Below are 25,952 nucleotides of genomic sequence, written 5' to 3' on the forward strand. Positions count from 1 at the left end.
TTCGGGCGGTTTTTTTATGGAGTTACATCAGCATGCCCAAAGTACACGAGCTACGCAGCGAACGCGCAAAGATCAATGATCAAGTGCAGGCGCTGGCTACCAAGGAAGCGGCAAGCGGCCAACTGACGGCTGAAGAAGAAACCACGTTTTCCGCGCTCACCACCCAGTTTAATGACCTCACGGCGCAGATCGACCGTGCCGAGGCCGCGGAGCGCATGAACGCTGCCGCTGCGGTACCCGTGGTCGATGCGCCTGCACTGGCCTCCGGTGGCAGCAACAGGACTGTGCCGGCAAGGCCGCAGGCGCCGGAGGTGCCGGGTGCGAAGGTTGCGCGCATGGTGCGCGCACTGGCAGCAGCGCGCGGTGACAACCGCGTGGCGGCGCAGATTGCTCTCGATCGGGGCTTCGGGGAGGACGTGGCGGCTTCGCTCAATATCCTGGATCCTTCCGCGGGCGGCGTCCTGGTGCCGGCCAACTTGTCGTCCGAGGTGATCGAGCTGCTCCGTCCACGTTCGGTGGTGCGTAGCCTCGGCGCGCGCAGCCTGCCGCTGCAGAACGGCAACTTGACGATTCCACGCCTGAAGGGCGGCGCTACCGTCGGCTACATCGGCAGCGATTCCGATGCTCCGGTGACGGGTCAGCAGTTCGATGATCTGAAACTGTCGTCCAAGAAGATGGCAGCGCTGGTGCCGATCAGCAACGACCTGCTGTCTTACTCGGGTGTGAACCCGAACGTCGATCGGATGGTGGTGGACGACCTGACGGCAGCGGTGGCGGCGCGCGAGGACAAAGCGTTCATTCGCGACAATGGCACAGGCAACCTGCCCAAGGGCCTGCGCTTCTGGGCGCGGCCTGGCAACGTGCGGGCGGCGCCGGATCTGAGTGCCATCGCCGATCCGATTGCGCGCCTGCAGGCGATCGAGCACGCGTTGAACGCGCTGATCCTGTTGCTGGAAATGGCCGATGCCAATCTGGTGACGCCGGGCTGGATCATGTCGCCGCGTACCTTCCGCTTCCTGGAGGGCCTGAAGGACGGCAAGGGCAATAAGGCGTACTCGGAGATGGCCGAAGGCCAGATCAAGGGATACCCCATTGGCCGGACGACGCAGGTGCCGGCCAATCTGGGAACAGGCGGCAACGAGTCGGAGATCTACTTCGCCGACTTTGCGGACTGCTTCATAGGTGAGGATGAGACCTTGATGATCGACTACAGCAAGGAAGCGACCTACAAGGACAGCAACGGCGATGTCGTCAGCGCCTTCCAGCGCGACCAGACGCTCATTCGCGTGATCGCCAAGCACGACTTCGGGCCGCGTCACGTGGAGTCACTGGCGGTGATGGATAAGGTGACCTGGGGCGCGTAAGCGCCAATGCAGCCAGGAAGCGGAGTGCATCGCTTCCTGGCTGCGTCCCCCTCACTTCCCAACTTTGGAGGCCGTATGGCCAAGACACTTATCAAGTTCGTTCGTCCCAGCGGCCCCTACACGCCCGGGGACATTGCTGGTTTTGACGAGCCCGAGGCGGCGCAGCCCTATCTCAAGACTGGTGCCGCCGAGGAGTATTCGGCGCCCAAGGATGCAACCACTAAGGAAGCAACCACCAAAAGGTCCAATGGCGCGGCTCAGGCTTCTGACGGGCGGCCTGGATCGAGTGGGGCGTAGACATGGCCGCAGTCCTTATGGAGTATCTGCCGGACAGCGCGGAGCCACTGATGCTCGAAGAGGTCAAAGTGTGGTGCCGTGTTGACGGCGACGACGAAGATGCCCTGATCGAAAACCTGGTCATTCCGGCAGCGCGCCAATTGGCGGAAAACAGGACCGGCGCCGCGATCCGAATGGGGCGCTATCGGGACATCCTGCCGTCGCTCGCGAACTACCCGCTGTCGCTCGGGCAGGCCATCGAGATCGAGTCGGTCACTGTGGATGGCGAGTTGGTGGCGCCTGAGCAATATGCACTGAGGCAACTGGGGCGCGAAAGCGTGATTGACGCGCCGGCTTTCGTGGGTGCGACGGGAGCAGTTGTGTACACGGCGGGCATCGATATGAAGAAATTCCCGGCAATCAAGGGGTGGTTGCTGCTTGCTGCCGCGTGGGCCTATGACCAGCGTGAGCTGCTCATTAAAGGGCAGGCGGTGGCAGAGATGCCTGCCAGCTACGCGGATGCGCTGCTCGTGCCGCTATCTCAACCGCCGAGGTTCTGATGCAAGCCGGGAAGCTCCGCTCCCGGGTGCTGCTGCAGCGCCCTGGCCCAGGCCGAGACGAGCTCAATCAACGTGACCCAGCTTCATGGTCCGATGTGACCAAGCTTTGGGCCAACATCGCCCACAAGAGCGGCCTTGAGTCAATCAAAGGGGACGCAGCCGCGTCCGTGGTGCAGGCGAGCGTCCGGATCCGCTACCGCACGGGAATCGACGCCAGCATGCGCATCGTGCACGGCACCACGATCTACGACATCCGTGCCGTCCTGCCGGATGAGGGGAAGCGCGAGTTCACTGACCTGGTGTGCGAAACCGGAGCTAAACGCCCATGAAGCTGGACATGAAGATGATCGAAAGCCCGCTGGCCGCGCTGGAGCGACTGCAGGAGGATGTCAAGCAGCACGTCGTGCGCCCGGCGGCTCATGCCGGCGCACTCGTATTCTACGAAGAGGTACGGCGGAACGCGCCGGTGTACCAGGGGGAAGCGTTCACCCGCAAGAATGGTGTGAAGGTGACACCGAGCCAGCTGCGTAACGCAATCTACCGCGTCTATGTGAAGGACAAGTCGGACGAGAGCAGAGCCTTCTATCAGATCAGCTGGAATCACACCAAGGCGCCGCACGGCCACCTGATTGAGTACGGGCATTGGATCGTCAAGCGGCGCAACGGCGTGAAGGTACGGGTGGGGCGCGCGCCGGCCATCGGCTTCGTTCGACGCTCGTTCGATCGCGCTCAGGCTGCCGTGGACGCGATGCGCGAGCGCGCGGCAGAGCGGATGCAGCAAGTCTTAAGCCGCACTGTGGTCGATGACTTCGGCAACGAAGTTGATGTGGGAGTGATGGCATGACCGTCGAGCGTGACGTTGTCCTGGCGCTGTCCGGGCTGGTCGACGGCCGGGTGTATCTCGATGACGCTCCGCTTGGCACGCCACTGCCCTTCATCGTCTTCCAGCAAGTTGGCGGCAAGCCGCTGAACTACCTGGCCGGCGTGCCGGACAAGAAGAACGGTCGCTTCCAGATCGATGTTCAGGCGGCAACCCGCCTTGCGGCGAGCCGCTTGATCCGCCAGGTCGAGGATCTACTGAAAGGCCATCCCGTCTTGCAAGCCACCGTGCTCAATGGCGCCCTGGCGACACGCGAGCCGCAAACCGGCATGTACGGCGCCATGCAAGATTTCTCGATCTGGTTCGCCGACTGAAGCCCATTCAGGCTTTAACTGTTGCCCGCCCTGGCGGGCTTTTTCTTTTTCTGGAGTCAATCATGACGGTACGTCTTCCGAACGGAGCTGTGTTTTCCATTGCGGCCGCCTACGATGGAGCGGGCACGGTGTCAGCGATCACCAATGCCAAGCCGCCGGTGGCTACATCGGCCGCGCACGGCCTGACCAACGCCGACATTGTCGAGATCATGTCGGGCTGGTCGGGCGTCGGCGGCCGGGTGGCGCGTGTTGTCACTACGGACGCTGGCAAGTTCGCTCTCGAAGGCCTGGATACCACCGATACCAAGCGTTTTCCGGCTGGCGGCGGCGCCGGCTCGGTGCGCAAGGTGACGGCATGGATGCCGATCTCCCAGGTGCTGAACTCGGCGAGCTCCGGCGGCGAGCAGCAGTTCTACAACTATTCCTTCCTCGAGGACATCGGCGACGAGCAGCAGATTCCGACCCAGCGCAGCGCACGCTCCATCGCGCTGACGATCGCCGACGACGATACGCTGCCTCAATACCCTGTGTTGAAGGCCGCCAGTGACGACCGCGAGCCGCGGGCGATCCGCTTCCAGCTGCCCAGCGGCGCGCTGATCTACTACCGCGCCTATGTGTCGATGACCGACATGCCGAGCGCGACCAAGAATGAAGCCATGACCCAGACGGTGACGCTGTCGCTGACCGGCCAGCCCACTCGCTACAGCGGAGTGCAAGCCTAATGTCCAAGAACATCTTCAAGCTCAACCCCGATCCGACCTTCGAAGCCGCCGTCGTCATCGCCGTGCCGGGCAAGCCGGCTGCGAAGTTGCGCCTTATCTTCCGGCACAAGACACGCGACGAGGCAAAGGCCTTTTTCGAGCGTGCGGCGAATTCCGACGAGAAGGAATCGACGCAATTGTTGGAGATCGTCGCCGGCTGGGTCGATGTTGATGCTGAGTTCTCCGAGGTGGCACTTGGCCAACTGCTGCAGAACTACCACTCGGCGGCTCAGGCCATCTTCGAGGCCTACACGGGCGCGCTCACGCAGGCCAGACGGGGAAACTGATCGCCGCTGCGCGCACGCTCTATTGGAAAGAGCCTCCGGCTGGTGAACTAGCCGCCTTGGGCTTGACGGTCGAGGACGTGGCGCCGGCGGCGATCGAGCTATGGCCGGAGAACGAGGACGCCTTTCTCCTGTTCTGCCAAATGGGGACGCAGTGGCGGGTAGGAATGGGCGGCCCGGTGGGGTTGGACTATGCAGCGCTGCCGGTCGTGATGGACATGGCCGGTATCGATGTGGCGGCGCGCCCGCTGCTATTCGAGGCCGTGCGCGTGATGGAGAACGCCGCCCTGGCGGAAATGTGCGGGGAATAATATGTCTGACGTGATCGGTAAGGCCACACTTGAGGTCGGTGCTGACGTCTCGTCCATGCAGGCCGGGTTTCGCCAGGCCGAGCAGTCCGTCCGGAGCCTGGAAAGCACGACCGCCAGCTCCGGGCGGCGCACTGCGAGCAGCATTCGGGGTGTGGGCGAGGCCGCGGCCGAGGCGGCGCAAGCGCTGACCACGGCGCAGAAGAGGCAGCTTGCCTCCCTGGAGCGCACTGCCAATACATTCGGCAAGACCAAGGCCGAGGTTGCCGAGTACAAAGCAGTCGCGGCTGGTCTCGCGCGTGAGGTCTACGAGCCCCTGGTAGCGAAGATCCGCGAAACAGAGGCGGCGATGGGCGGGTTGACGGGGACGGCGAAGGCGGCCGTTTCGGCCAGCGCCAGGCTGGCCGAAACGGAGGCGGAGGCCGCCGCGCGCCACAAGGCGATGGCGGCGTCGGCGATCGAGCATTCGCGTGCGTTGAACCAACAGGTTGCGGCGACCACTGCTGCGGCGGCAGCCGAGCGCGAACTCGCCGCTGCATCCCGTGGGGCGCAAGGCAATCCGCGCTACCGTGAGCGGGTAACCAGCCAGAACCGCAGCTTCCAGGCGCTGGCCAACGACATCAACGAAGTGAACGCCGCGCTCAGCGCCATCAATCGCGGCGCCGCCTCGCAGGAAGCCATTCAGACGCAGACCAATAAGCTGATTTCCCTCTGGAATCAAGGCCGCCTGACGGTGGAGCAGTACGACGCGGCGGTGAAGCGGCTGGATGCGTCGGAGGCTTCGCTGGCACGGGCCAGTTCGAAGGCGGCAACCCAGGGACAGCAGTTCGTCGCAAGCCTGAGGGAACAGGCGGAAACGGCCGGCATGACGGCGCGACAGTTGCTCGCCTACCAGGCGGCGAAGCTGGGGGTGAGTGATCAGGCAGGGCCGCTGATCGCCCAGCTAGCGAAAGTGAACAAGAATCTGGATGGCACAGGCATATCTGCCCGGCAGACGGCCGCGGCCATGCGCATGGTGCCGGCGCAGATGACTGACATCGTGACGCAGCTGGCGGGTGGCCAGAATCCATTCCTGATTCTCACGCAGCAGGGTGGGCAGCTGAAGGATATGTTCGGCGGTGTCGGTCCCGCGGCGCGCGCCATGGGCACCTACCTCGTCGGGCTGGTCAATCCGTTCACGGTCAGCGCTGTGGCAGCTGGGGTGCTTGCCTATGCCATGTACAAGGGCAGCCAAGAGTCCACGGCATACAACAGGGCCCTGATCGCGACGGGCAACTATGCGGGCACGACGGCGGACCAGCTCGGAGCGATGGCCGCGAAGGTCAGCGCCACGATTGGCACGCAAGGTGCTGCCGCCGAAGTCCTGACCCAGTTGGCCGGCACGGGCAAGATCGCCGGCGAGCAGTTCGAGTCGCTCACAACCGCGGCCATGAGCTGGAGCAAGGCCACTGGCGCAGCCGTTGATGACACGGTTGCCAAGTTCGTGCAGCTCGGCGAAGAGCCCACCAAGGCGTCGGCCAAGCTGAATGAGCAGTATCACTATCTGACCGCATCGGTCTATGAACAGATCCGGGCGTTGGAAGATCAGGGCCGCAAGGACGAAGCGGCGGCGTTGGCACAGAAGACCTATGCCGACGCGCTGAAGACACGCTCGGAGCAGGTGCTGGCCAACCTGGGCTTTTTGGAGCGCGGCTGGAACACGGTGGCGGGCGCTGCGAAGCGGGCATGGGACCAGATGCTGGGCCTGGGTCGGCCCGATACGCTGGCTGACATTCAGGGCAAGATCGCAGGCGTGCAGGCAGAAATTGCCAAGGCGGGCGGCGCTGCCGATTTTGCGGGCACGGAAGGAGGCGCTGCCACGGGGCGCAGCCGCCGCGCGGGACTGGAAGCCAGGCTGAAGGCGCTGCAGGCCGCGGCAGCGACCCTGGAGGCCGCCGGCGTCAAGGCCGAAGCGGATAGCGGAAAGCAGAAGCTCGAGGACGAAAAGATTGCCGCTGGTAATCGGCTCGCAGCGCAGGCGAAGGCCATTCGGAGTCGCGCGGAACAGCGCAAGGATGAGCTCGAGGAGCTCAAGCGGGATGCTGACAAGGTTGGGATGGCCGCCGATGAATACAGCAGGCGTGTCGCAGCGATCAATGAGAGGTACAAGGATCCCAAGGGCGCCAAGGGCAAGGCCTACGCTGAGGATTACGCCACACGCTATCTGGACCAGCTGCGCCAGTCAGGCGCGGCACTACAGGCCCAGTTGGCCGGCGACGACAAACTGACCGCAGCGCAGAAGGCCAGGGCCGAATACGAGCAGCGGATCGCCGACATCAAGACCAAGCAGATCCTGACGGCCGACCAAAAGAGCCTGCTGGCCAACCAGGATGCCATCCGAGCGCAGCTCGACGCCAACGTCGCGGCTGAGGCCGCACTGCAGACGAAGAAGGCGCAGACCAAGGAGGCTGAGAAGCAGAAGAAATTGGGCGAAGAGGCGCTTGCCCAAGCCGCCGGCGTTGCGGTGCGCTTGCGCGAGTCGGGCGCCGCACGCGCGGAGCAGTACGACCGCCAGTTGAGCGTGTTCGGCCTCGGCAGCCAGGCGCAGGAGCAACTCAATTCGGCCAAGAGCGTGTACCGGGAACATGCCCGCATCCGCACGGACTGGATCCGGAGCATGACCGACAAGGGGCTGCTCGATACGCCGCTCTACCAGACCGAACTCGACAAGATCAACGACGCCGAGCGCGCAGCGCTGGATAGCATCTCGCAGTACTACGACCAGCTGGCCGTGAAACGCGGTGACTGGACGAACGGCGCGACGGCGGCGCTGGCGGACTATAGGGACCATGCGGCCAACGTCGCGGCCCAGACCAGCCGGCTGTTCGGTGGCATGTTCCAGGGGCTCGAGGACTCGGTCATCAAATTTGCGATGACCGGCAAGCTGAGCTTCGGCGACTTCGCTAAATCGGTCATCGCGGATCTGGCACGCATCCAGGCGCGCGCAGCGCTGTCAGGCCTGGCGCAGATGGGCATCAGTATGGTGGGCAGCCTGTTTGCGGCTGGCGCTGGTGCCAGTACTTCGTTCAATGGAGCGAGCCCTGTGGCCGGTTCCTTCGGCGGCCCCACCACCACTGGCGTCTTCTATTCCGATGGCGGCTATACGGGGGATGGCGGGAAATATGAGCCGGCTGGCATCGTCCATCGCGGCGAGTGGGTGGTCGATGCCGCCACCACGGCGCGTCCTGGCGTCAAGGCACTCCTGGCTGCGCTGCCTGGCTACGCTGACGGTGGCCCGGTTGGCGGGCGCAGGCCTGAGCTGTTCCGGCCCAACCAGTCCGGAAACATGGTGTCGAACCCCGCTTTGGGCGGCGGGAGCCCGAAGGTAATCGTGAACGTCCACGAAGCGCCGGCGGGAACGGAGGTTCAGAAATCGGAAAGCGCTGACGGGACGCTGACGATCGACATCTTCAACAGGATGGTAGACCAGCGAATCGACAAGCGATTCCGGGGGCAGGGCGGACTGGCCTACCAGATGAAGCATGGCCAGGCCTAGGAAGAAGGAAGAAGGAAGAAGAATGGCAACGGAGACCTTTATCTGGCGCGGCCTATCAGGCGCGCCAGGCAGCATCAAGTTGCGCACGCGCAGCGCGCAATTCGGCGACGGCTACAAACAGGTCGTCGCCGACGGCATCAATAATAAGGCGCAGTCCTGGCCGATGCGGTTTGCTGGCGGCGCTGCGTTTATCGGCGCCATCCAGGACTTCATCGACCGGCACGCTGGTGCCAAATCGTTCTATTGGACGCCGCCACTCGGCGTGCAGGGCTTGTACCGGGTGGCTGAGTACACGCCGAGCAACGAGGCGGGTCTCGTCTACACCCTCTCCGCAACGTTCGAGCAGGCCTTCCGGCCCTGACCTATGGCAAAGCAAACCATCAAGCTGGGCACGGCGCCAGGCGGTACCGACGGTGACACCACACGCGCCGCGTTCAACAAGTGCAACATCAATTTCGACGAGCTCTACACGCGCGTGCAGTCGAAGCTGATCAAGGACATTGCCGGCGGCGCTGGTTCAGTGTCCCTCAGCGCGGCCGAGGCGCTGGCTGGCATCATCGACCTGACGGGGAACATCACAGGCAACCGCGAGGTGTTGGTGCCGGCAGAACCGGTGCAGACATGGATCGTGCGCAACAGCACCGCAGGCAACTTCGCGGTGACGTTCCGCACTGCGGGTGGTACTGGCGTGACGATTGCTCAGGGCGCAACCGACACCGTGTTTTCGGATGGGCTCAATGTCGTCAGTGCACTTGGCGCCGTGATGGCCGCCGCAGCGGCCGCCCAAACAGCCGCCTCGACTGCGCAGGCGCAGGTGACGGCGCTTCTTTCCGGCATGTTGGCGAAGGTCGAATACTTCGCTCGTAACACGCCGCCAACGGGATACCTGAAGGCAAACGGCGCTGCCGTCTCCCGGATTACTTATGCCGCACTGTTCGCGGTGATTGGCACTGTTTTTGGTACTGGCGATGGCTCTACCACTTTCAACTTGCCGGATCTGCGTGGCGAGTTTATCCGTGGCTGGGATGACGGGCGCGGTGTGGACGCCGGGCGAGCGTTTGGCGGCTTTCAGGCGATGGACTTGCAGAGCCACCTACACTTTATCCAAAACTTCATTCCGACCGGCTCGTTTGCACAGACCGGCAATGCTGTCACTCTGGGGCAGAGCGTTGGCAACAATTATCCGACGACAAGTGCCGGCGGCGCCGAAACTCGCCCACGCAACGTTGCGTTGCTGGCCTGCATCAAGCACTGAGAAGCGACATGGATATCCACAACTACCATCCCATTACCGGCGAGCTTCTCTGCATTGGCCTGGCCGATGACAATCCGCTTGAGCCGTCGGAGCCCATAGTGCCGGGCTATGCTACGCCAACCACGCCACCGGCTGCCGCAGAACGCCGCGCCCGCCTATACCTGGACTCCAACGGCCGGCCGCCGCAGAACTGGCCGTATGGCACCTGGACGGTGGTGGCCGACTACCGCGCCGAACCACTCTTCCGCACCGCCGATGGCTCGCCGTTTTCGCTCGGTCAGGAATACACCGGCCTGGGCGAACTGCCGCCTTTCCTGACCACGCAGGCAAGGCCCTCCGCTGCGCATGCCTGGGTCAGCGGGAAATGGCAGCTGGACAAGGCCAAAGCACGGGAGCTGCGGATGGCGGCTGGCCAGGCCGAGCGTGCACAGCGGATCGAGCAGGCACGGGAGGCGATGGAGCCGCTGCAGTTCGCTGTCGAACTCGGGGAGGCGACAACGGCAGAGTCGGCCCGGCTCACTGCATGGAAGCGCTATATGGTCGCGCTGAACCGCCTCGACCTGGCCAGGCCTGACATCGCGTGGCCGGAGGCGCCTGCCGCATGAGCATCAAGGCTGATATTCAAGGCCTGGAGCCAGGTGCGGAGGTGGTCTTGTTCGAGGTCGACGCGTCGATGCACGGCGGGGACGTGCTGCGCTTCCATGGCTACACGCAGGTCGGCCCAATCTGGTGGCAGGGCCAGGAGTACGCCGGCTGGCCCATTCAGGCCGAGGGCTTCGCGCGCACGGGCGAAGGCCAGCAACCAGCACCCACACTATCGGTGGGCAACGTCGAGGGCACGATCACCGCGCTCTGTCTGTTCCTCAACGATATGGCCGGGGCCAAGGTGACGCGCCGACGCACGCTGGGGCGCTACCTTGATGCGGCGAACTTCCAGGCGGGCAATTCGGAAGCGGATCCTGGTGAGGAGTTCCCGCCTGAGCTCTGGTACATCGAGCAGAAGACCAGCGAGACGAACGAGGTGGTGACGTTCGAGCTGGCCAGTGCGCTCGATTTCAATGGCGAGCAGCTGCCGCGCCGGCAGATCGTCGCCAACGTGTGTGTCTGGCTCACGATCGGCGGGTACCGCGGGCCAAACTGCGGATACACCGGCACGGCCTACTTCGACCGAGACGACAATCCCGTGGCAGACCCCGCGCGCGATCGGTGTGGCGGCCGTCTCTCTTCGTGCAAATGCCGCTTTGGCGAATTCGATCCCCTGCCTTTCGGGTCGTTCCCGGCGGCGGACCTGCTGCGAGGCTGACATGCGGAAAGCAATATTGGAGGCGATCCGGCGGCACGCCGCGGCGGACCACCCGCGCGAGGCCTGTGGCCTGGTGGTGGTGGTCAAGGGGCGGGAGCGTTACGTGCCTTGTCGCAATACCGCTGCTGGTACCGAGCACTTCGAGCTGCCGGCGGAGGACTACGCGGCGGCCGAGGATATCGGGGAGGTGGTAGCGGTGGTGCACAGCCATCCGGATGCGCCGGCCGCGCCGAGCGAGGCCGACCTGGTCAGTTGCGAGGCCTCGGGGCTGCCGTGGCACATCTTGTCGTGGCCCGCCGACGACCTGCGAACCATCGAGCCCAGCGGATACCAGGCGCCGCTGGTGGGGCGCGCTTTCGCGCATGGAGTGCTGGACTGCTACACGCTGGTGCGCGATTGGTATCAGCGCGAGCGCGGCGTTCTGTTGCCGGACTTTGCTAGGCGCGACGACTGGTGGGCGCACGGCGAGGACCTGTACCTGCAGCATTACGTGGAAGCGGGCTTCGAGCGGATCTCGCAGGACCAGCCGGATCTGGCGGGGGACGTGATCCTGATGCAACTGCGCGCGCCGGTACCGAACCACGCAGCGGTGTACTTGGGCGACGGTCTGATGCTGCATCACCTGCACGGGCGGTTGTCATCGCGGGACGTCTACGGTGGCTACTGGCAGGAGATCACGCGCTGCGTGCTGAGGCATAGGCTTGCGTGTTGATGTCCCTGCATAACTCACCAGCCTGGACAGGCTGGATTATCTGTTGAGAGCTATGGCTGAAAGACTTCGTACGATCCGCCTGTATGGATCACTGGGCGCCCGCTTTGGCCGTTGCCATCGACTTGTGGTGGCAAACGCGGCGGAGGCGGTGCGCGCCTTGGGCGTGCTTCTGCCGGGGTTCTTGCAAGAGTTGAGCGCTAGCAAGGGGCGAGGTCTGACGTATGCCGTGTTCGTCGGCAAACGGAACATCGGACAGGATGAATTGCATATCCCGCCGGGCCGCGACGAGATCCGGATTGCGCCCATCCTTCGGGGATCCAAGCGTGCGGGCCTGTTCCAGACCATCCTCGGCGCAGCACTGGTCGTTGTGGGCGCGGTGATCTCGGTCTATGGGGGAGGTTTGGGCACCCCGATTATGCAGTTCGGTGCCGCGATGATGTTTGGCGGCGTCGTCCAGATGCTTTCGCCCCAGCAGAATGGCCTATCCGCGAAGGACAGACCGGACAACGGCGCCAGCTACAACTTCAATGGGCCGGTCAACACGACCGCGCAGGGCAACCCAGTGCCGCTGCTCTACGGGCGCATGATCGTCGGCAGCGCCGTGATCTCGGCTGGAATCCACGCCGAGGACCAGACCTAGTAAGTGCCCCAGTTCTGCAGACCCAGCCCCGCCGCGAGCGGGGTTTTTCCTTTGTGTGGTGAATATGCGCGAAATCATTGGCTACGGCGGTGGTGGCAAGGGCGGCGGCGGAGGCCGCACGCCTACGGAAAGCCAGGACAGCCTGCACTCGATCGCCTACGCCCGCGTGCTGGACTTGGTGTCCGAGGGCGAGATCGGCGGTCCCGTGAATGGGCTGCAGAGCGTGTTCCTCAATGGGACGCCACTGGTGAACGCGGATGGCTCGGCCAATTTCCAGAACGTCGCTGTCGACTTCCGCGTTGGGACCCAGGATCAGGACTACATCCCTGGTTTCCCGTCGGTGGAGAATGAGGCCGGCGTGGGCGTGACCCTGACGTCGGCGACGCCATGGACGCGGGCCGTCACGAACACGCAGCTCTCCGCTGTTCGTGTTCGCCTGTCGGTACCGGCGCTGTCCAAGGCCGACACGAGCAACGGTGACATTAACGGGTACCGCGTGGAGTACGCTATCGATCTGGCGCGGGACGGAGGCACCTATCAGCAGGTGCTCTCGACCGCCTTCGACGGCAAGACGACGACCAAGTACGAGCGCAGCCACCGCATCGAGCTGCCGCGCGCCGGGACTGGCTGGGCGGTGCGCGTCCGGCGGATCACGCCAAATGCCAACAGCAACACGATCGCCGATACAACCGTGATTGAGTCCTTCACCGAAGTGATCGACGCAAAGCTGCGGTACCCGAACAGCGCGTTGGTTGGCCTGCGCATCGATGCGCGCCAGTTTAACAACGTGCCGGCGCGCTCGTTCGACCTGCGCGGCCGCATCATCCGCGTGCCCAGCAACTACGACCCGGAGACGCGAGCGTACAGCGGCATTTGGGACGGGTTCTTCAAGACCGCCTACACCGACAACCCGGCCTGGGTCTTCTACGATCTGGTGCTGCATGCGCGCTACGGCCTGGGAAACCGGGTCAATGTGGCCATGGTGGACAAGTGGTCGCTCTACCAGATCGGCCGGTACTGTGACCAGTTGGTGCCAGACGGGAGGGGCGGGCAGGAGCCGCGCTTCACCTGCAACTGCTACCTGCAGAGCCGTGCGGACGCCTACAAGGTGCTGCAGGACCTGGCGTCGATTTTCCGGGGCATGGCCTACTGGGCATCCGGCATTGTCGTGGCCTCGGCGGACATGCCGGCCGATCCCGTTTACACCTTCACAGCGGCAAACGTTGTCGACGGCAAGTTCTCCTATGTCGGCAGCGCGCTGAAGGCTCGCAAGACGGTCGCGCTGGTGTCGTGGAATGATCCTGCTGACGCCTACCGCGCCAAGATCGAGTACGTGGAGGACCAGGACGGCATCGCGCGCTATGGGGTGCAGCAGATTGAGGTGACCGCGTTCGGCTGCACTTCCCAGGGCCAGGCGTACCGCGCTGGCCAGTGGATTCTCTTGACCAGCCGACTCGAGACTGAGACCGTCACATTCAAGGTGGGGCTGGATGCGGCGCTGGTGGCCCCTGGCTCGATCGTGCGCGTGGCGGACCCAGCCCGGGCCGGGCGGCGGTTGGGTGGGCGTGTGCGCTCCGCCGCCGGCCGTATCGTGACGCTCGACAAGGCAGAGGCGGTGGCCGCCGGCGACACGCTAACGGCCATCCTTCCATCCGGGGTGGCCCAGACGCGCACGGTACGGGAGGTGACCGGCGACGCGGTTACCGTGTCGGAAGCCTGGACCGAGGCCATCTTGCCTGAGTCGGTCTGGGCGGTGGATAGCGCGACGCTGAAGACGCAGCTATTCCGCATCCTCTCGGTGTCTGAGGCGGACGGCTTGGCGTGCGAGATCAGCGCGCTGCATCACGAGCCTGGCAAGTACGCGAACATCGACAACGGCACTCGGATCGAGACGCGACCGGTGACAGTGATCCCGCCATCCGTCCAGCCACCGCCGACCAATGTGGGATTTGAGACCTACTACGTCATCGACCAGGGCATTTCGACCACCACCATGCGGATCCAATGGGATGCCGCAGACAAGGCGATTGCCTACGAGGTGGACTGGCGCCGCGACAACAGCGAGTGGGTGCGCGTGCCTAGGACCGGATCGCTGAGCGTTGAGGTCAAGGGCATCTATGCCGGTGCCTACGTGGCGCGGGTGCGAGCGATCAATGCGCTGGACGTGGCGTCGATTCCGGCGTACTCGGCAGAGACCATCCTGCAGGGCAAGACCTCTCCGCCGCCGGTGGTGACCAGCTTGATCGCGACAGGCCTGGTCTTTGGTATCAGGCTGGACTGGGGAATGCCAACGGGTCCGCTGGACGTCGAGCGCACTGAAATCTGGTACAGCCAGTCCAGCGATCGCGACAGTGCGATCAAGCTTGGTGATTTCGCATTCCCGCAGAATACGCACACGATGATGGGGCTGGCCGCGGGCGCTCGATTCTTCTTCTGGGCACGCCTGGTAGACAGGAGTGGCAATATCGGCGCGTGGTATCCAGCAGGGGCCGGGGTGCAAGGTCAGAGCAGTTCGGAAGCTACCGAGATTCTCGACTACCTGGCCGGGCAGATTGGCAAGACACAGCTGGCGCAGGATCTGGTATCCGCGATCGACACCATCTCGCCGCCGTTCGCTGGAAGTACGGAGGACTATGCGGGTTCCACCCAGGTCTTCGCGGGCATCGTCTCTGTGCAGTCGTTGCAGCAAGAAGCAGACCTTGCGCTAGCCCAGCAGCAAAGCACCCTGCAGGCGTCGATTGGCGCGAACACCGCGCTGGTGCAGACAACCGCTTCGGCGATGGTGGCGCTCGACGGGAAAATCTCGGCGTCCTACACCATCAAGGTGGGGGTGACCGCCGACGGCAAATATTACGGTGCCGGCATGGCTATCGGCATCAGCAATGAGGCGGGTCCGGTGCAATCGCAGGTCTTGTTCCAGGCAGATCGCTTCGCGCTGATCAACCTCGTCAACGGCGTGATCACGTCGCCGTTTGTGATCCAGGGCGGCCAGGTGTTCATGAACCAGGCGCTGATCGGCACCGGCTGGATCACCAATGCCATGATCGGCAGCACCATCCAGTCGGACAACTTCGTGTCCGGGCAGGTGGGGTGGCGGCTGAACAAGGCCGGGACCTTCGAGAACAATGGGACGGGTGCCGGGGGGCGCCGTGTCGACACCAGCACGCTGACGCAGATCTACTACAGCAACGGGCGGCTTGCAGTGCGTTTGGGGATCTGGTGATGACGGTTGGTCTCCAGACATGGGATGAGAACGGCAACCTGATCATTGACCTCACCAGCCGGTGCACTCGCTTTCTCGGTCGGCTTGACGGCGTGGTAAGCAACGGGTCGCTGGTGGACTCTCGCTTCGCGGATGGCGCTGGCTTTGTGATGGTGCTGCCCGACGTCACGGATTCCGAGCCGACAAGCATTTACACGGTGCCGCAAGCCGAGGTGGTTGGCAACACGTTAACCTGGTCATTCAGTGTGAATGGGTATGACGGGGCCTCTCGCCCATTCACGCCGATCCCTTGCACGATTCTCTATGGGGTGTACTGATGCGGGCAGGGTTGCAGGTGTGGAACACAGACGGCGTGCTGCTGATCGACTCATCGCAAATGAGCATGGGTCTCAGCAAGTCAGGCTACATCACTTCCGAGACGATTTTCGAGTCCGGCTATAGGGCCTACAAGCAGGTGGCTGTGCAGGTCTATGGCTCGAACCCAATCGTGTTCTTCGGGGTGTCGCCCTGGCAAATCGGGCTGCGTAAGGTCAGTCGCTCCGGAGGTGCCTGGACGTTCTACTACGCGGTCGGGCAGACCACAGCCCCGAGCTTGAAGATTCCCTACTACGTATTTGACTTCATGACGCCGGCGGGCAGGGTCGGCCTGGAGACCTACGACGAGACCGGCCGCTTGACCTTCACTAGCGGACGGGCGCCGATGCGCGTGCTGCGGGCCGTGCGCTTGCCACGCCCCAGCTTCAGCGGTGGTCTGTTCGAGGCATATCAGGGTAGCGGCGGGTTCAATCCTCAGCTCCAGGCGCTTGGCTACCCCGCTAGCAGCTATGCGGGCAATCTCTCGTTTCCGCGCCTCGGCTTCCAGGCATCGCAGACCCAAGTTTCGACGGTGGACAACACCTTTGAGACGCTACGGGTATTCGGCACGGGCTTCGTTGCCGAGTTCGTCCGGACTGGCTACACAGACTACGGCGCGGCGCCTTGGGGGGATTTCGTGTACTGCCAGAACCCTCCGACTGTCACGCTCATTGATGTAGCAAACGTGCCGATTCCCTTCGGCTGATACGAACGACACGCAGACTTCCGCGTGTGACTTCTCCATGCCCGCCTCGCGCGGGCTTTTTCTTTTCCGGAGTCCATATGGACCAACAAGTCTTCCAGGCCGCCGCCCGCCTGTCGCCCGCGCTCGCCGCGCGCTGGTGGCCACATGTCGAGCCGGCGCTGTTCGAGTTCGGGATCCTGACGCCGGCGCGCGTGGCCGCGTGGATTGCGCAGACCGGTCATGAGTCGTTGGGCTTCTCACTCACTCGCGAGCTGTGGGGCCTGACGCCAGCGCAGATGCGCTACGAGCGCGACTTCTCGGCAGCATGGCCGCCGGCGGACAGGACCAGCCGCAACCAGAAGCCATTCGAGCTAGGCAACAGCCGGCCTGGCGACGGCAAGCGCTTCATGGGTCGGGGACTCATCCAGATCACCGGGCGCGCGAACTACCGCGCATGCGGCGCCGCGCTCGGTTTCGATCTGGAGGCCGCGCCCGCAATGCTCGAGGGCGATGCGCTGGCCGCGCGCTCGGCATGCTGGTTCTGGGACGTGCGCAACCTGAACGCGCTGGCTGATGCTGGCGCCTTTGAAGCGCTGACACGCAGGATCAACGGTGGCACCAATGGGCTGGCCGACCGCCGGGAGCGCTGGGCGCGCGCAAAGCAATTCATCAAGGGATAGCGGGGAGGGTACATGCAAGAGCACGAAAAGAGCCTGGCAATGCTGGTCGTAATGGGCGCGATGATTGCCCTGGGGAAGCTGCTTGTGAGCGATGAACACCTGACATTCCGGCTGATCATGGGCCGGGCGCTGCTTGGCGCGGCCACGTCGATGATTGCCGGCGTGGGATTGATCCAGTTTCCTGAACTGCCGCCGCTGGCGCTTTATGGCATCGGCAGTGGGCTGGGTATTGTGGGTTCGCAGTACATCGAGGTGTGGCTGAAGCGCAAGTTGCGGCAGGGGGCTGGGAAATGAAGACGATCAATTGGGGCGCCTGCGGGCTGTCGGTGCTGCTCGGCGCCGTGCTCGCGGTGGTCTTGGCCAACCTGCTCTACTTTGCTCCGCGCGCGGACGCCGCCGGCCAGGCGCTGCAGGCGGCCACCGAGCGCGCCGGCCGGGTGCGGGATGCCAATGAGCGGTGTGCTGCCGACGTGGATAAGGCCAACGGCGCCATGGCGGCGCTGAAGGCGGTGGCGGCAGAGCGCGCGAGCCAGGCAGCCGCGGCACTGGCCCAGGCCGAGGGCCGCGCCGCGGCGGCGGAGGGCAGGGCCGCCGACCTAGCGCGCCGGCCGCCGTCCAATCCGGCCGACCTGTGCGGCTCGCTGGACGAGCTGCTCACCGAGGCGATCAAGGAACGGAGGGCCGGGCGATGAAGAGCGCTCTGGTGGTGGGCGTGCTGCTGGCGGGCTGTGCCGCGGCGCCGCAGGTGATCACGCAGACGAAGACGGTGGAGGTGCCGGTGGCGGTGTCCTGCAAGGTGGCGTCGGTGGAGCGACCGGTCTGGGCGCTCGACCAGGTTGACCTGGTGGCGGACGTCTTCACAAAGGGACGGGCGGCCCTCGTGGAGGTGCAGCAGCGGGCAGCTTACGAGGTCAGGTTGGCGGCGGCGGTGGCGGCTTGCCAATGAGAGCTCAGTCGCGCGGATTCAAGCGGCAGTGACGGAGCGTCGGGGGGGGGGGCTACCGCTATCTGGAGGGGTTGAAGCTGCGCAGCCGCGCCTCATCAGCGAGCTTTTTTGCGATCAATTGCCGTTGAAGGGCAACTGTGCGGGGATTGAATGATGCCTCGACCTGCCAGTAATCTGGGCCTAACGGCGGGGGACGCTCCTGATCATTCAGCTTTGGTGTCGTGGTGATTGTTCGCATCCGGTCTGGTAACTCAAAGCAACTTTCCCGCCATCCAATGCCCACCCCGGTATTGCGGACCTCACAGCGGGACAAGTGCAAAATTGAGTACAAATCGTTGAGGTCTTTAACCTTTAGCTGGGAAAGGCGATAGTCGATGCCTACGAGTCGGCCGGACTTTCCGTCGATGCTAAGAAGGACTTGATCCACCTGCGCCTGTGGCGACTTTGCGGCGCACTGAATAAGCCCCGATTGACGCGGATGATTGATGCAGCGGAGAAGCCCTCTATCGTGGAGTTCTCTTTTTGTCATACCTAGACGCCAACCATCTACGGTGAAGGCCGGGGCAGGTGAAAAAATAGCCAGCATTGACAAGAGCGCAGCTATACGAAGGGCGATGATAGGCAATTTCATGCACGCATAACGGTGTGCGCAGATTGAAACTTTAGCGTGGAAGCTAGCCAGCATCGCGGCGCGCGGCGGTATCGGGTCGACATCTATCCGCTCGGCCTGGTAGGGCCGCACAAAGCTGCGCGTCCGCTATGGATCCCGATAGATCAGCTAACTATCCGATAGATGAGAAAATGTGGCATCCTTCGCACAAAGCGAAGGGGTCACATGAACAAGCTTCTATTGCTCGGCGTCGCGGCGGCTGCCGCCTGGTTCTATTTCAAGCAAGCGCCCAAGGCAGAGCAAGCTGCTCAGCCTGCCGAACCCATGATTGAAGCGACAGCACCTCCTGCTGCTTCGCCTGCCTTTCAATGCCAGGGGAAGCAGCACTGCAGCCAAATGACCTCATGCGAGGAAGCTCGTTTTTACCTGCGCAATTGCCCTGGCGTGAAGATTGACGGCGACCACGATGGCATCCCTTGCGAAGTGCCGCCACTGCAGTGTTCGTAGATGGCGCTGAGTCAGCGCGCGACGTGTGACACCTGGCTGAAGGCGGCCGTAGCTGCGCGCCAGTGAGCTTGCGGATGGTCTACGATCAAAGCGTCGATGACAACGTCGGAGACCATCATGAGGATGTCGATGCACATTGCCTGCCATGCTAACCCGCCTGCGCCGGCGAATCCAAACTGGCCGAGCCGGTCCGGAAACCCATCTGGAGGTGGCCGAGGAAATAACCCGCCTAGCAAAGGGAAATAGATCGAGCGGTACTAGGTAGTCTTCGCCCGCGGCGCCGCCTTGGCATCCATGAGATCGGGTGGGTAGGGCAGCATGAAGCTGCGCGCCCGCTCCGGATCCCGGCACGTCAGCCAGTCATCCCACTCCGCCCGCGGCACGATGACGATCATGCGTTTTTCCTTGCCCGGAGCATGGAAGCGGTTCATCAACGCGTGCTTGTCCGAATTGATGGTCAGCATGGTGAACGAGAGCGCGCCATCCGGCCAATCCCGCCACAGCCCCGCGATGGCGAACTCAGGCTCGTCCTTCAGCCAGATCCGCCAGCGCACAGACTTCGCTTGCCCCTCCGCATAGAACGGCTCGTAGAAACTGGTGGCCGGCACTAGGCAGAGCTGCCCCTTCTTCCAGGGGCCGGAGAACGACCGCTTCTCGCCGACCGTCTCCGATCGTGCGTTGGTGGTGTCGAATTTGGCCACGCCGGGCGGGATCCGGGTCTTGGGCACAATGCCGAACGTGCCCACCAGCGCCTGGCGCGCGCCGTCGGCGCTGACCACAACGATCGGCGCCGCATAGTCCGGCCAGGTCTCCGGCGGATAGTCGATGGGCGGTGGCTCGACGCCGAAGACATCGCGCAGCAGCTGGCGCTGCACCGGGGCATAGTTAGTGCACATCCTCATCTCCTGGCAAGGGCGTGAGTGGCAACACCCGCCGCGCCTTTTCCGAGACGCGCCGGTGCTTGTCCTGCGCATCTTGCCACGTCGCCGAGGTGAATATCTTGTCGATGCCGTCGCCGACCAGGTGGGTAAGGAAGACCGGTTTGTCGTTCATCTTGTCCGACCATGGGCAGAAGCACGTCCAGACGCGGGCATCCTGCTCAGGAAGGTCCGTACGCAGCACGAAGCGTTTGAACCAACCCCTCAGAAATTCATGATGGGCGTTCCCGTCCAGCGTCTGGACCGGCTGGCCGTGAGGGTCCAGGAGGTACAGCTGCATGCCGAATGGATCGCCAAAGGCATCCGGCGTGCCGCCGCGAACGGCGTGGCGTAGCGCGCGTACCCAATTCTCTGGGGTGTTGGGTGGCATGGCGAGGCGGGTGCAGCTAGTCAGCGGCGCGGGAACCGCGCGCGCAGCGGCGTTTTCACCGCCGGCCGGGCAACCTTGATCCGGTGGTGCTGGCCGTCCTGCTCGAACGACAGGTAGCCGGCTGTCCACGCCATCTTCTCGATGTGGCGCGTTTCGATGCCGCGCACGGTGACGGCGCTGGCCGTTACCGTGACACCCTCGCACTTGAGGCGCAGCTCGGCCGTGTCGCCGGGCAGGAACTGGGATTCCAGGAAGATCGATGCCGCCCGGTAGGTCACAGGGAACATGCCTTCTCCTGACGGGTGGCATAGTGGCGCTCGCCGCGGGTGTGCAGGCGGATCGAGCGAGGGCCTGCGAACTGGATGCTGTGGGCGAGTTGGAAGCTTAGGGAGGTGCCCTGGTAATCGAACGCCAGGCGGTCAATTGTCCACGGCAGCGCCATGATTGCTGCGGTATCGACCCCGGTCAGGGTCAGGGTCGCCACGGCGGCTTGGGCGGCGGCCTCTACCTCTGGGTTCCAAGTGTCGGCCGTGAGCAGCGGATCGTCGATGGTGAGGTGGGGGCAGCGGACGGCCAAACGCGCGGCCCCGTGGGACTGGCTATATAGATAGACGGTATCGGGGGCGCAGGCGAACATGTCTCTCTCACTAATACTGTATGGATATCCAGTATAAGAGTCGTCCTAAGCCAGGCGGGGATAGTTGAGTTAACTGTATGGATATACAGTGATGGGGTGGCTCGTAGGAATGCCCAGGCGCAATTGATCCGACGCCCGTCCTTGCGGGGAATGCGAGAGGAGACCCGGGAGGTAAGGGCAGAAAACGAAAACGGCGCCAGGGGCGCCGTTGGAATGTTCCCACTTATCACAATCCTGGACTCCTGCGAGAGGTGGAGGTAGAGGTAGAGCCAATCCACGCTATACAGGCGCGGGCTCCGCCGAGTCTCGGTCGAGAGGTATTTGGGGCGGCGCCACCACATCCAACCACTTCCAACCGGCGAAGCGGTCACCATCGTGCCGCAGGTGGGTGTACCGCTTCAGGCTCTGCCAACTCCTATGCCCGGTCACAGCCGCTACGCGCGGGATATTCAGCCCCATCTCGAACAGCCGGCTGGCGCCCTCGTGTCGCATGTCGTGCAGGTGTAGGTCGTCAATCTCTAGAAACTTGGCGGCTCGGGTGAAAGCGGCGCTCACCGCATCACTGTTGGCTGGGAAGATTCTAGCCTCGCGTTTCGGCTGGGCTTTGATGATGCGCATAGCCTCGGCTGGCAGGTCGCACCAGACATCGTTGCCAATCTTCTCGCCAGGGTGCTTCAGGTCTCGCACCAAAATTCGGCTACCCGGCTCATCCAAATCGTCCCAGGCGATCCGGCACATTTCCTCCAGGCGGCGCGTCGAGAAGATCGCAAATGCAGTGATCGCCTGCATGGGAGTGCTGTCGACTCGCTTTGCGCGGATCTTGCCGAAGTGCTCCATGAGCAAATCCAGCTCCGCCATCGTCGGCCTGCGGTTCCGCGCGATAGATCGGCTGGTTACACCAAGCTTCTTCGCTACCTTGCGGGCATCATCCATCGCGGTCTGGTCCAGAGGGTACCCCCATGCCGGGCGCGCGATCGTGAAGATCGACGCTAGGTGCGCCAGATAGTTGCCGACCGTTTGCGGTTGCACGCCAAGGCCCTGTGCGAACCGCGTGATGGCGGCGCTATCTATCTTCGAGCACACCATCCCGCCCAGCGGTGCTACTTTGATCGCGTGTAGCACCTGGGTCTTGGTCCGACCTATGTCCTTGCGCGATTCCTTGATGTATTGATCGATCACTTCGCTCAATGTCGGATCACGCTGCTGTGCTGCTTCTAGTGCGCCAGGCTGGGCGAGCTCTTTCTCCCGTTTCGTAAGCCACGCCGCGGCCGCCTGCCGCCTATCGAAGGTCTTGACCTCGTTGTATACGACCTTCCCGCCTTGCTTCAGACGGATCTGGGCGGTGTACCCTATACTCTTGTCCTTCCTTTCCCGCTGCGTAATTGATCCCATGCGTTCCGGTGCTACATGAATTTTTTCGGTGCTACATCGTAGCACTTGGTGCTAAAAATAGCATGGGAGGGGCCTAAAAAGGCACTAACGATACGGCGGGCGAACTACCGCAGAACCCAGTATTGAAGCCAGATTCCAATGAAATCAACACCTAGGAGAGTATCGGTCGCCCCGATGATGGATTGGACGGATCGTCATTGCCGCATGTTTCACCGGCAACTGAGCCGCCATACCTGGCTGTACACGGAGATGGTGACCACCGGCGCGCTGCTCCATGGCGATGTGGCTCGTCATCTCGACTTCGACGCCGCTGAGCAACCCGTGGCCCTGCAACTCGGCGGCAGCGAGCCTGCTGATCTGGCCGCCGCGGCGAAACTGGGCGAGCAATGGGGGTACCTGGAGGTGAATCTGAACTGCGGCTGCCCTTCCGAGCGGGTGCAGCGCGGTGCATTCGGCGCTTGTTTGATGGCGGAGCCGGAACTGGTGGCGGATTGCGTGAAGGCGATGCGCGACGCGGTATCGATTCCCGTGACCGTCAAGCATCGCATCGGCATTGACACGATCGAACATTACGACTTTGTTCGCGATTTCGTCGGCACCGTGGCCGATGCGGGGTGTGCGACCTTTATCGTGCATGCGCGCAATGCAATCCTGAAAGGCTTGAGCCCAAAGGAAAATCGCGAGATCCCGCCGCTGCGTTACGAAGTGGCTTACCAACTCAAGCAGGAATTCCCGCATCTCGAGATACTGATCAATGGCGGCATCGTCACGCACGACGAGATGGACGTGCACCTGGCGCATGTGGATGGCGTCATGATTGGACGCGAGGCCTATCACCAGCCCTACGTGCTGGCGGAAATGGATGGGCGTTTCTATGCCGCGCAGACCCCGGTGCCATCACGGTTGGACGTTGAGCTGGCGATGCAGCGTTATATTGGGGATGTCGTCGAGCAGGGCGGCTACATGGGTGCAGTGACGCGCCATATGCTGGGCCTGCATCGTGGTATCCATGGTGGCCGCGGCTGGCGGCGGGTTTTGTCGGATGCGCGCCGCATGCACGCGGTGCGCACACGCGTAGCCGTCGACGCCATGTTTGAAGAGGCGCGGGCGCATCTGCTGCAGGGAGGCGCGCCATCCCTCGAGGCCGCTTGAACAAGATCCGCTAGGGCTAGCGGGTGGAGTCCGGATTATCTGGCAGTACTCTCGCACGCGGCCAGCAAGCAGATCTTGACTGCGAATGGATCGTATTAGCGTACTCTGAGCACAATGGGCACTGAACGCCTGCTTTGGCGTCAGCTGGAATATTTCCTCTAACTTCGAATATCCTTTTTGTGCTCGGGAGCCGCGGGGGGCTGTGATGTGCACTTGATCGTCGCGGCGGGCCGCTTTCCCGCCATGGTAAAGGGATTCCCCTAATTAGTCGGGGCGCCGCAAGTTCTTACACTGTGCTTGCCCTCGAATACAGGGCTTTCTTCAACTGATTGTTCAGCCCGCCTAGTGCGGGCTTTTTTTTATCGTGGTGGTGGTTGCGATTGCTTGGTCGACTTCGGTTTACCCGGATAGTACGAACGGAAAATGACAGTTAGATTACCAGCGCCTTCAGGGCAATTGAGATCGCTAATTTAAGAACCCGCGCTGCGGGTTCTTTTTTTGCCTGTTTTTTCCTGTTGCCGTTTGCTATCGAGTGGTCGCCTTGGCCGGCACTGCGCACTACTTGTCGCTGGTGCGCGAAACGCCGACATCAACGGTGCCGTATGCGGTGATGCTTGACTCCCGGCCATCGGCGCCTCGACTGGCGCATCCAACAAGGGCTACCAGCAGCGCGCATCCCGCCAGCAGTCCCCACAACGTTTGTTTCATGGTCCTTTCCCGGTGTTGCCGCAGAAACAGCATTCTCCATTGGGTATCCGGCACCGGGTTTAGTTCCTGTGCGGAGGTGGCCGATGCAAACCAGCGGCGGTGGGTTCCTGCGGACAAACCAGGCGGAAAGAGGCGTGGGGAGGATCGAACGTCTGGCTTATCCGATGACAAATCGGTGCAGCAGCAACGTCGCAATGGCCGGGCAGGCGAGGACCAGTCCGCCCAGTGCGGGGAATCGTTGCGACCACATACCGATCAGGGCGGGGATGGCCGCAATCGGGCCAAGGATATGCATCAGCAAGGAAAGCAGGGTATTGGCGTGGTCGGCGTTCGCAGCCTGCGACACTTCGCTTCCGCTATGCGGGCCAAAGAGCCCGTACGCGCTCCCGAACAGGAGAACGACCAGGCAAAGCGTGGCGGCTAGCTTGAGGGTGAGTTTGGTGCTGAAGGACTGCATCGTTGTTCTTTCCACTTGGATTGTGAGCCCACGGTGTGCCGAGTAGGGCGCTCGGCGCATGCCAAGAATGTTTGTGAAAATAGCGCAAACTGCACCCAAACCAACTGAGACTTTTCTAAGTCAGAATTAAGTCGAGTCGAGGCGGCTGACAGCGCACTTGGCGGCGTATGCAATTGTTTGCGGTTTTGCGGGGCCGGGTCGGTGCAAGCTTGTTGTCACCCTCTGCAGTTTCTTGGCCCAGATTCGACGCTACGGCGCATCAGCGGCGGGGCGGTGCACCGTAGTCCCGTTTGTGGCGAAGGCGTCATTGCGGAAGATGTTCTGCGTTGGATGTTGGGGAGGCAGTTGCAAGCCGGCTGTTCTCTAGAAGGCGGCGGACGCCACCAAGACTCCGTGTGCTGGCAAGTTGCACCGCGCGGCAGGTGGCCTGGTGGTGTGCGCTTTGATCTCCCTTCGCCGTGATCTAGCATGGAACCGTCAGATCTTCCTGGCACGGGTTTGAGGAGAGGGCTATGGGAAAGTGTGATCTGGATGGGGAGTGTTCCGCAGGGGGGTGTGCCGCCAAGGGCTTAGCCATTGGCGTGCTTGTGCTGGGTGCCTTGCTGGCGTTCGGTTGCCTCTGCTGCGAGCGGCACAAGGCCCGCCGCAACCGTGAATAGACGACTTGAGCGAACTCGTGTGGGTCACGCGACGGGGCTGCGTCATCCCGGCTATCTCATTGCTTGTGAGTTGTGAGTCGCAAGTCGCAATCGGAGGTGGACACCCTGTGGGAGCAATTGCCCGCTGGCGGGGAGGATGGGCAGTGCGGTTGGCTCGAGGATAAGTTTGGCGTGTCCTGGCAGATCGCTCCATCGATCCTCGGCTGACTGCTGCAAGACAAGGATGCGGGCAAGTCGGCTCGGGTCATGGACGCGATGTTCAAGATGCGTAAGCTCGGCATTGCTTTGCTGGCGTAGGCATACGAGCGGAATTGATCTTAGATGTTATTTATGATCAACTTTATTCCTCTCGAGAAATTCGCTCAAGAAAACGCTTGCCAAGGCCGAGGGGGTCCCCTATGATTCGCCCCCTCGCAACACGAAACACCGCTGCAAAGCAGAC

General features: G+C 63.0%; 34 protein-coding genes. 26 read left to right on the forward strand and 8 right to left on the reverse strand.

Going from position 1 to position 25,952, the window contains the following annotated elements; genetic code table 11:
* Positions 1 to 32 precede the first annotated feature (32 nt).
* The 23 genes from AC1Q7Q_RS38120 (at position 33) to AC1Q7Q_RS38230 (ending at position 18,080) form a co-directional block, all read left to right on the forward strand.
* Positions 33 to 1,364, forward strand: coding sequence for a phage major capsid protein (locus AC1Q7Q_RS38120; protein ID WP_492373598.1), 1,332 nt, complete (start codon positions 33 to 35; stop codon positions 1,362 to 1,364).
* A gap of 75 nt (positions 1,365 to 1,439) precedes the next feature.
* Entirely contained in the window at positions 1,440 to 1,661 is a 222-nt protein-coding gene (locus tag AC1Q7Q_RS38125) for a hypothetical protein (protein ID WP_492373599.1), read from the forward strand.
* Between the two features lie 2 nt (positions 1,662 to 1,663).
* Positions 1,664 to 2,200 carry a head-tail connector protein gene (locus AC1Q7Q_RS38130; RefSeq protein ID WP_492373600.1) on the forward strand — a complete coding sequence of 179 codons (537 nt, stop codon included), beginning with the start codon at positions 1,664 to 1,666 and terminating at the stop codon, positions 2,198 to 2,200.
* A complete protein-coding gene (locus AC1Q7Q_RS38135) occupies positions 2,200 to 2,529 on the forward strand; it encodes a phage head closure protein (protein ID WP_492373601.1) in 330 nt (109 codons plus the stop codon). The genes AC1Q7Q_RS38130 and AC1Q7Q_RS38135 overlap by 1 nt, the downstream gene beginning before the upstream one ends.
* Positions 2,526 to 3,044: an HK97-gp10 family putative phage morphogenesis protein gene (locus AC1Q7Q_RS38140; protein ID WP_492373602.1), complete on the forward strand. Its 519-nt coding sequence runs from the start codon at positions 2,526 to 2,528 to the stop codon at positions 3,042 to 3,044. The genes AC1Q7Q_RS38135 and AC1Q7Q_RS38140 overlap by 4 nt, the downstream gene beginning before the upstream one ends.
* Entirely contained in the window at positions 3,041 to 3,394 is a 354-nt protein-coding gene (locus tag AC1Q7Q_RS38145; RefSeq protein WP_492373603.1) for a DUF3168 domain-containing protein, read from the forward strand. The genes AC1Q7Q_RS38140 and AC1Q7Q_RS38145 overlap by 4 nt, the downstream gene beginning before the upstream one ends.
* Before the next feature lie 62 nt (positions 3,395 to 3,456).
* A complete protein-coding gene (locus AC1Q7Q_RS38150; protein ID WP_492373604.1) occupies positions 3,457 to 4,116 on the forward strand; it encodes a phage tail protein in 660 nt (219 codons plus the stop codon).
* Positions 4,116 to 4,442, forward strand: coding sequence for a phage tail assembly chaperone (locus tag AC1Q7Q_RS38155; RefSeq protein ID WP_492373605.1), 327 nt, complete (start codon positions 4,116 to 4,118; stop codon positions 4,440 to 4,442). The genes AC1Q7Q_RS38150 and AC1Q7Q_RS38155 overlap by 1 nt, the downstream gene beginning before the upstream one ends.
* 62 nt (positions 4,443 to 4,504) lie before the next feature.
* Positions 4,505 to 4,750 carry a DUF1799 domain-containing protein gene (locus AC1Q7Q_RS38160; protein WP_492373606.1) on the forward strand — a complete coding sequence of 82 codons (246 nt, stop codon included), beginning with the start codon at positions 4,505 to 4,507 and terminating at the stop codon, positions 4,748 to 4,750.
* Between the two features lies 1 nt (position 4,751).
* Positions 4,752 to 8,282, forward strand: a complete 3,531-nt coding sequence (locus AC1Q7Q_RS38165; RefSeq protein ID WP_492373607.1) for a phage tail tape measure protein — start codon at positions 4,752 to 4,754, stop codon at positions 8,280 to 8,282.
* Between the two features lie 22 nt (positions 8,283 to 8,304).
* Entirely contained in the window at positions 8,305 to 8,643 is a 339-nt protein-coding gene (locus AC1Q7Q_RS38170) for a phage tail protein (RefSeq protein ID WP_492373608.1), read from the forward strand.
* Positions 8,644 to 8,646: 3 nt separating this feature from the next.
* Entirely contained in the window at positions 8,647 to 9,537 is an 891-nt protein-coding gene (locus AC1Q7Q_RS38175) for a phage tail protein (RefSeq protein ID WP_492373609.1), read from the forward strand.
* Positions 9,538 to 9,545: 8 nt separating this feature from the next.
* Positions 9,546 to 10,142, forward strand: coding sequence for a tail fiber assembly protein (locus AC1Q7Q_RS38180; protein ID WP_492373610.1), 597 nt, complete (start codon positions 9,546 to 9,548; stop codon positions 10,140 to 10,142).
* The gene (locus tag AC1Q7Q_RS38185; RefSeq protein ID WP_492373611.1) at positions 10,139 to 10,840 is read left to right on the forward strand and encodes a phage minor tail protein L; all 702 of its coding nucleotides are present in this window, start codon (positions 10,139 to 10,141) and stop codon (positions 10,838 to 10,840) included. Before AC1Q7Q_RS38180 ends, AC1Q7Q_RS38185 begins: the two co-directional genes overlap by 4 nt.
* A gap of 1 nt (position 10,841) precedes the next feature.
* Positions 10,842 to 11,552, forward strand: coding sequence for a C40 family peptidase (locus AC1Q7Q_RS38190; protein WP_492373612.1), 711 nt, complete (start codon positions 10,842 to 10,844; stop codon positions 11,550 to 11,552).
* 52 nt (positions 11,553 to 11,604) lie between these two features.
* Positions 11,605 to 12,192, forward strand: coding sequence for a tail assembly protein (locus AC1Q7Q_RS38195; protein WP_492373613.1), 588 nt, complete (start codon positions 11,605 to 11,607; stop codon positions 12,190 to 12,192).
* 64 nt (positions 12,193 to 12,256) lie between these two features.
* A complete protein-coding gene (locus tag AC1Q7Q_RS38200) occupies positions 12,257 to 15,415 on the forward strand; it encodes a TipJ family phage tail tip protein (RefSeq protein ID WP_492373614.1) in 3,159 nt (1,052 codons plus the stop codon).
* Positions 15,415 to 15,732: a hypothetical protein gene (locus AC1Q7Q_RS38205; protein ID WP_492373615.1), complete on the forward strand. Its 318-nt coding sequence runs from the start codon at positions 15,415 to 15,417 to the stop codon at positions 15,730 to 15,732. The genes AC1Q7Q_RS38200 and AC1Q7Q_RS38205 overlap by 1 nt, the downstream gene beginning before the upstream one ends.
* 35 nt (positions 15,733 to 15,767) lie before the next feature.
* Positions 15,768 to 16,475: a hypothetical protein gene (locus AC1Q7Q_RS38210; RefSeq protein ID WP_492373616.1), complete on the forward strand. Its 708-nt coding sequence runs from the start codon at positions 15,768 to 15,770 to the stop codon at positions 16,473 to 16,475.
* 77 nt (positions 16,476 to 16,552) lie between these two features.
* Complete coding sequence (locus AC1Q7Q_RS38215; RefSeq protein WP_492373617.1) at positions 16,553 to 17,134, forward strand: glycoside hydrolase family 19 protein; 582 nt, start codon at positions 16,553 to 16,555, stop codon at positions 17,132 to 17,134.
* A 12-nt stretch (positions 17,135 to 17,146) separates the two neighbouring features.
* The gene (locus AC1Q7Q_RS38220) at positions 17,147 to 17,428 is read left to right on the forward strand and encodes a phage holin family protein (protein ID WP_492373618.1); all 282 of its coding nucleotides are present in this window, start codon (positions 17,147 to 17,149) and stop codon (positions 17,426 to 17,428) included.
* Positions 17,425 to 17,826, forward strand: a complete 402-nt coding sequence (locus AC1Q7Q_RS38225) for a hypothetical protein (protein WP_492373619.1) — start codon at positions 17,425 to 17,427, stop codon at positions 17,824 to 17,826. Before AC1Q7Q_RS38220 ends, AC1Q7Q_RS38225 begins: the two co-directional genes overlap by 4 nt.
* Positions 17,823 to 18,080 (forward strand): hypothetical protein, encoded by a 258-nt coding sequence (locus AC1Q7Q_RS38230; RefSeq protein ID WP_492373620.1) that lies wholly within the window; start codon positions 17,823 to 17,825, stop codon positions 18,078 to 18,080. Before AC1Q7Q_RS38225 ends, AC1Q7Q_RS38230 begins: the two co-directional genes overlap by 4 nt.
* Before the next feature lie 58 nt (positions 18,081 to 18,138).
* Here AC1Q7Q_RS38230 and AC1Q7Q_RS38235 read toward each other — a convergent pair whose 3' ends face one another.
* Positions 18,139 to 18,711 carry a hypothetical protein gene (locus AC1Q7Q_RS38235; RefSeq protein ID WP_492373621.1) on the reverse strand — a complete coding sequence of 191 codons (573 nt, stop codon included), beginning with the start codon at positions 18,709 to 18,711 and terminating at the stop codon, positions 18,139 to 18,141.
* A gap of 204 nt (positions 18,712 to 18,915) precedes the next feature.
* Here AC1Q7Q_RS38235 and AC1Q7Q_RS38240 point away from each other — a divergent pair, with 204 nt between their 5' ends.
* Positions 18,916 to 19,197, forward strand: coding sequence for an excalibur calcium-binding domain-containing protein (locus AC1Q7Q_RS38240; protein ID WP_492373622.1), 282 nt, complete (start codon positions 18,916 to 18,918; stop codon positions 19,195 to 19,197).
* A 257-nt stretch (positions 19,198 to 19,454) separates the two neighbouring features.
* Here the strand turns inward: AC1Q7Q_RS38240 and AC1Q7Q_RS38245 are convergent, their stop codons facing one another.
* The 5 genes from AC1Q7Q_RS38245 to AC1Q7Q_RS38265 all read right to left on the reverse strand — a co-directional run bounded on the left by AC1Q7Q_RS38245 (position 19,455) and on the right by AC1Q7Q_RS38265 (position 22,534).
* Positions 19,455 to 20,093 (reverse strand): SOS response-associated peptidase, encoded by a 639-nt coding sequence (locus tag AC1Q7Q_RS38245; RefSeq protein WP_492373623.1) that lies wholly within the window; start codon positions 20,091 to 20,093, stop codon positions 19,455 to 19,457.
* Positions 20,083 to 20,505: a hypothetical protein gene (locus AC1Q7Q_RS38250; RefSeq protein ID WP_492373624.1), complete on the reverse strand. Its 423-nt coding sequence runs from the start codon at positions 20,503 to 20,505 to the stop codon at positions 20,083 to 20,085. Before AC1Q7Q_RS38250 ends, AC1Q7Q_RS38245 begins: the two co-directional genes overlap by 11 nt.
* A gap of 20 nt (positions 20,506 to 20,525) precedes the next feature.
* On the reverse strand, positions 20,526 to 20,792 hold the full coding sequence (locus AC1Q7Q_RS38255) for a hypothetical protein (RefSeq protein ID WP_492373625.1): 267 nt from the start codon (positions 20,790 to 20,792) through the stop codon (positions 20,526 to 20,528).
* Positions 20,780 to 21,142 carry a hypothetical protein gene (locus AC1Q7Q_RS38260; protein ID WP_492373626.1) on the reverse strand — a complete coding sequence of 121 codons (363 nt, stop codon included), beginning with the start codon at positions 21,140 to 21,142 and terminating at the stop codon, positions 20,780 to 20,782. Before AC1Q7Q_RS38260 ends, AC1Q7Q_RS38255 begins: the two co-directional genes overlap by 13 nt.
* 279 nt (positions 21,143 to 21,421) lie before the next feature.
* Complete coding sequence (locus AC1Q7Q_RS38265; protein WP_492373627.1) at positions 21,422 to 22,534, reverse strand: tyrosine-type recombinase/integrase; 1,113 nt, start codon at positions 22,532 to 22,534, stop codon at positions 21,422 to 21,424.
* A 138-nt stretch (positions 22,535 to 22,672) separates the two neighbouring features.
* On the opposite strand from AC1Q7Q_RS38265, the gene dusA reads away from it, so the two are divergent.
* The gene (gene dusA, locus AC1Q7Q_RS38270) at positions 22,673 to 23,686 is read left to right on the forward strand and encodes a tRNA dihydrouridine(20/20a) synthase DusA (protein WP_492373628.1); all 1,014 of its coding nucleotides are present in this window, start codon (positions 22,673 to 22,675) and stop codon (positions 23,684 to 23,686) included.
* 558 nt (positions 23,687 to 24,244) lie between these two features.
* Here dusA and AC1Q7Q_RS38275 read toward each other — a convergent pair.
* Positions 24,245 to 24,394, reverse strand: coding sequence for a hypothetical protein (locus AC1Q7Q_RS38275; RefSeq protein ID WP_492373629.1), 150 nt, complete (start codon positions 24,392 to 24,394; stop codon positions 24,245 to 24,247).
* Positions 24,395 to 24,551: 157 nt separating this feature from the next.
* Positions 24,552 to 24,851, reverse strand: coding sequence for a hypothetical protein (locus AC1Q7Q_RS38280; protein ID WP_492373630.1), 300 nt, complete (start codon positions 24,849 to 24,851; stop codon positions 24,552 to 24,554).
* Between the two features lie 731 nt (positions 24,852 to 25,582).
* On the opposite strand from AC1Q7Q_RS38280, the gene AC1Q7Q_RS38285 reads away from it, so the two are divergent.
* Complete coding sequence (locus AC1Q7Q_RS38285; RefSeq protein ID WP_492373631.1) at positions 25,583 to 25,717, forward strand: VOC family protein; 135 nt, start codon at positions 25,583 to 25,585, stop codon at positions 25,715 to 25,717.
* Positions 25,718 to 25,952 lie beyond the last annotated feature (235 nt).

It is taken from the genome of Cupriavidus sp. GW823-FHT07A04 (genome assembly GCF_058794615.1).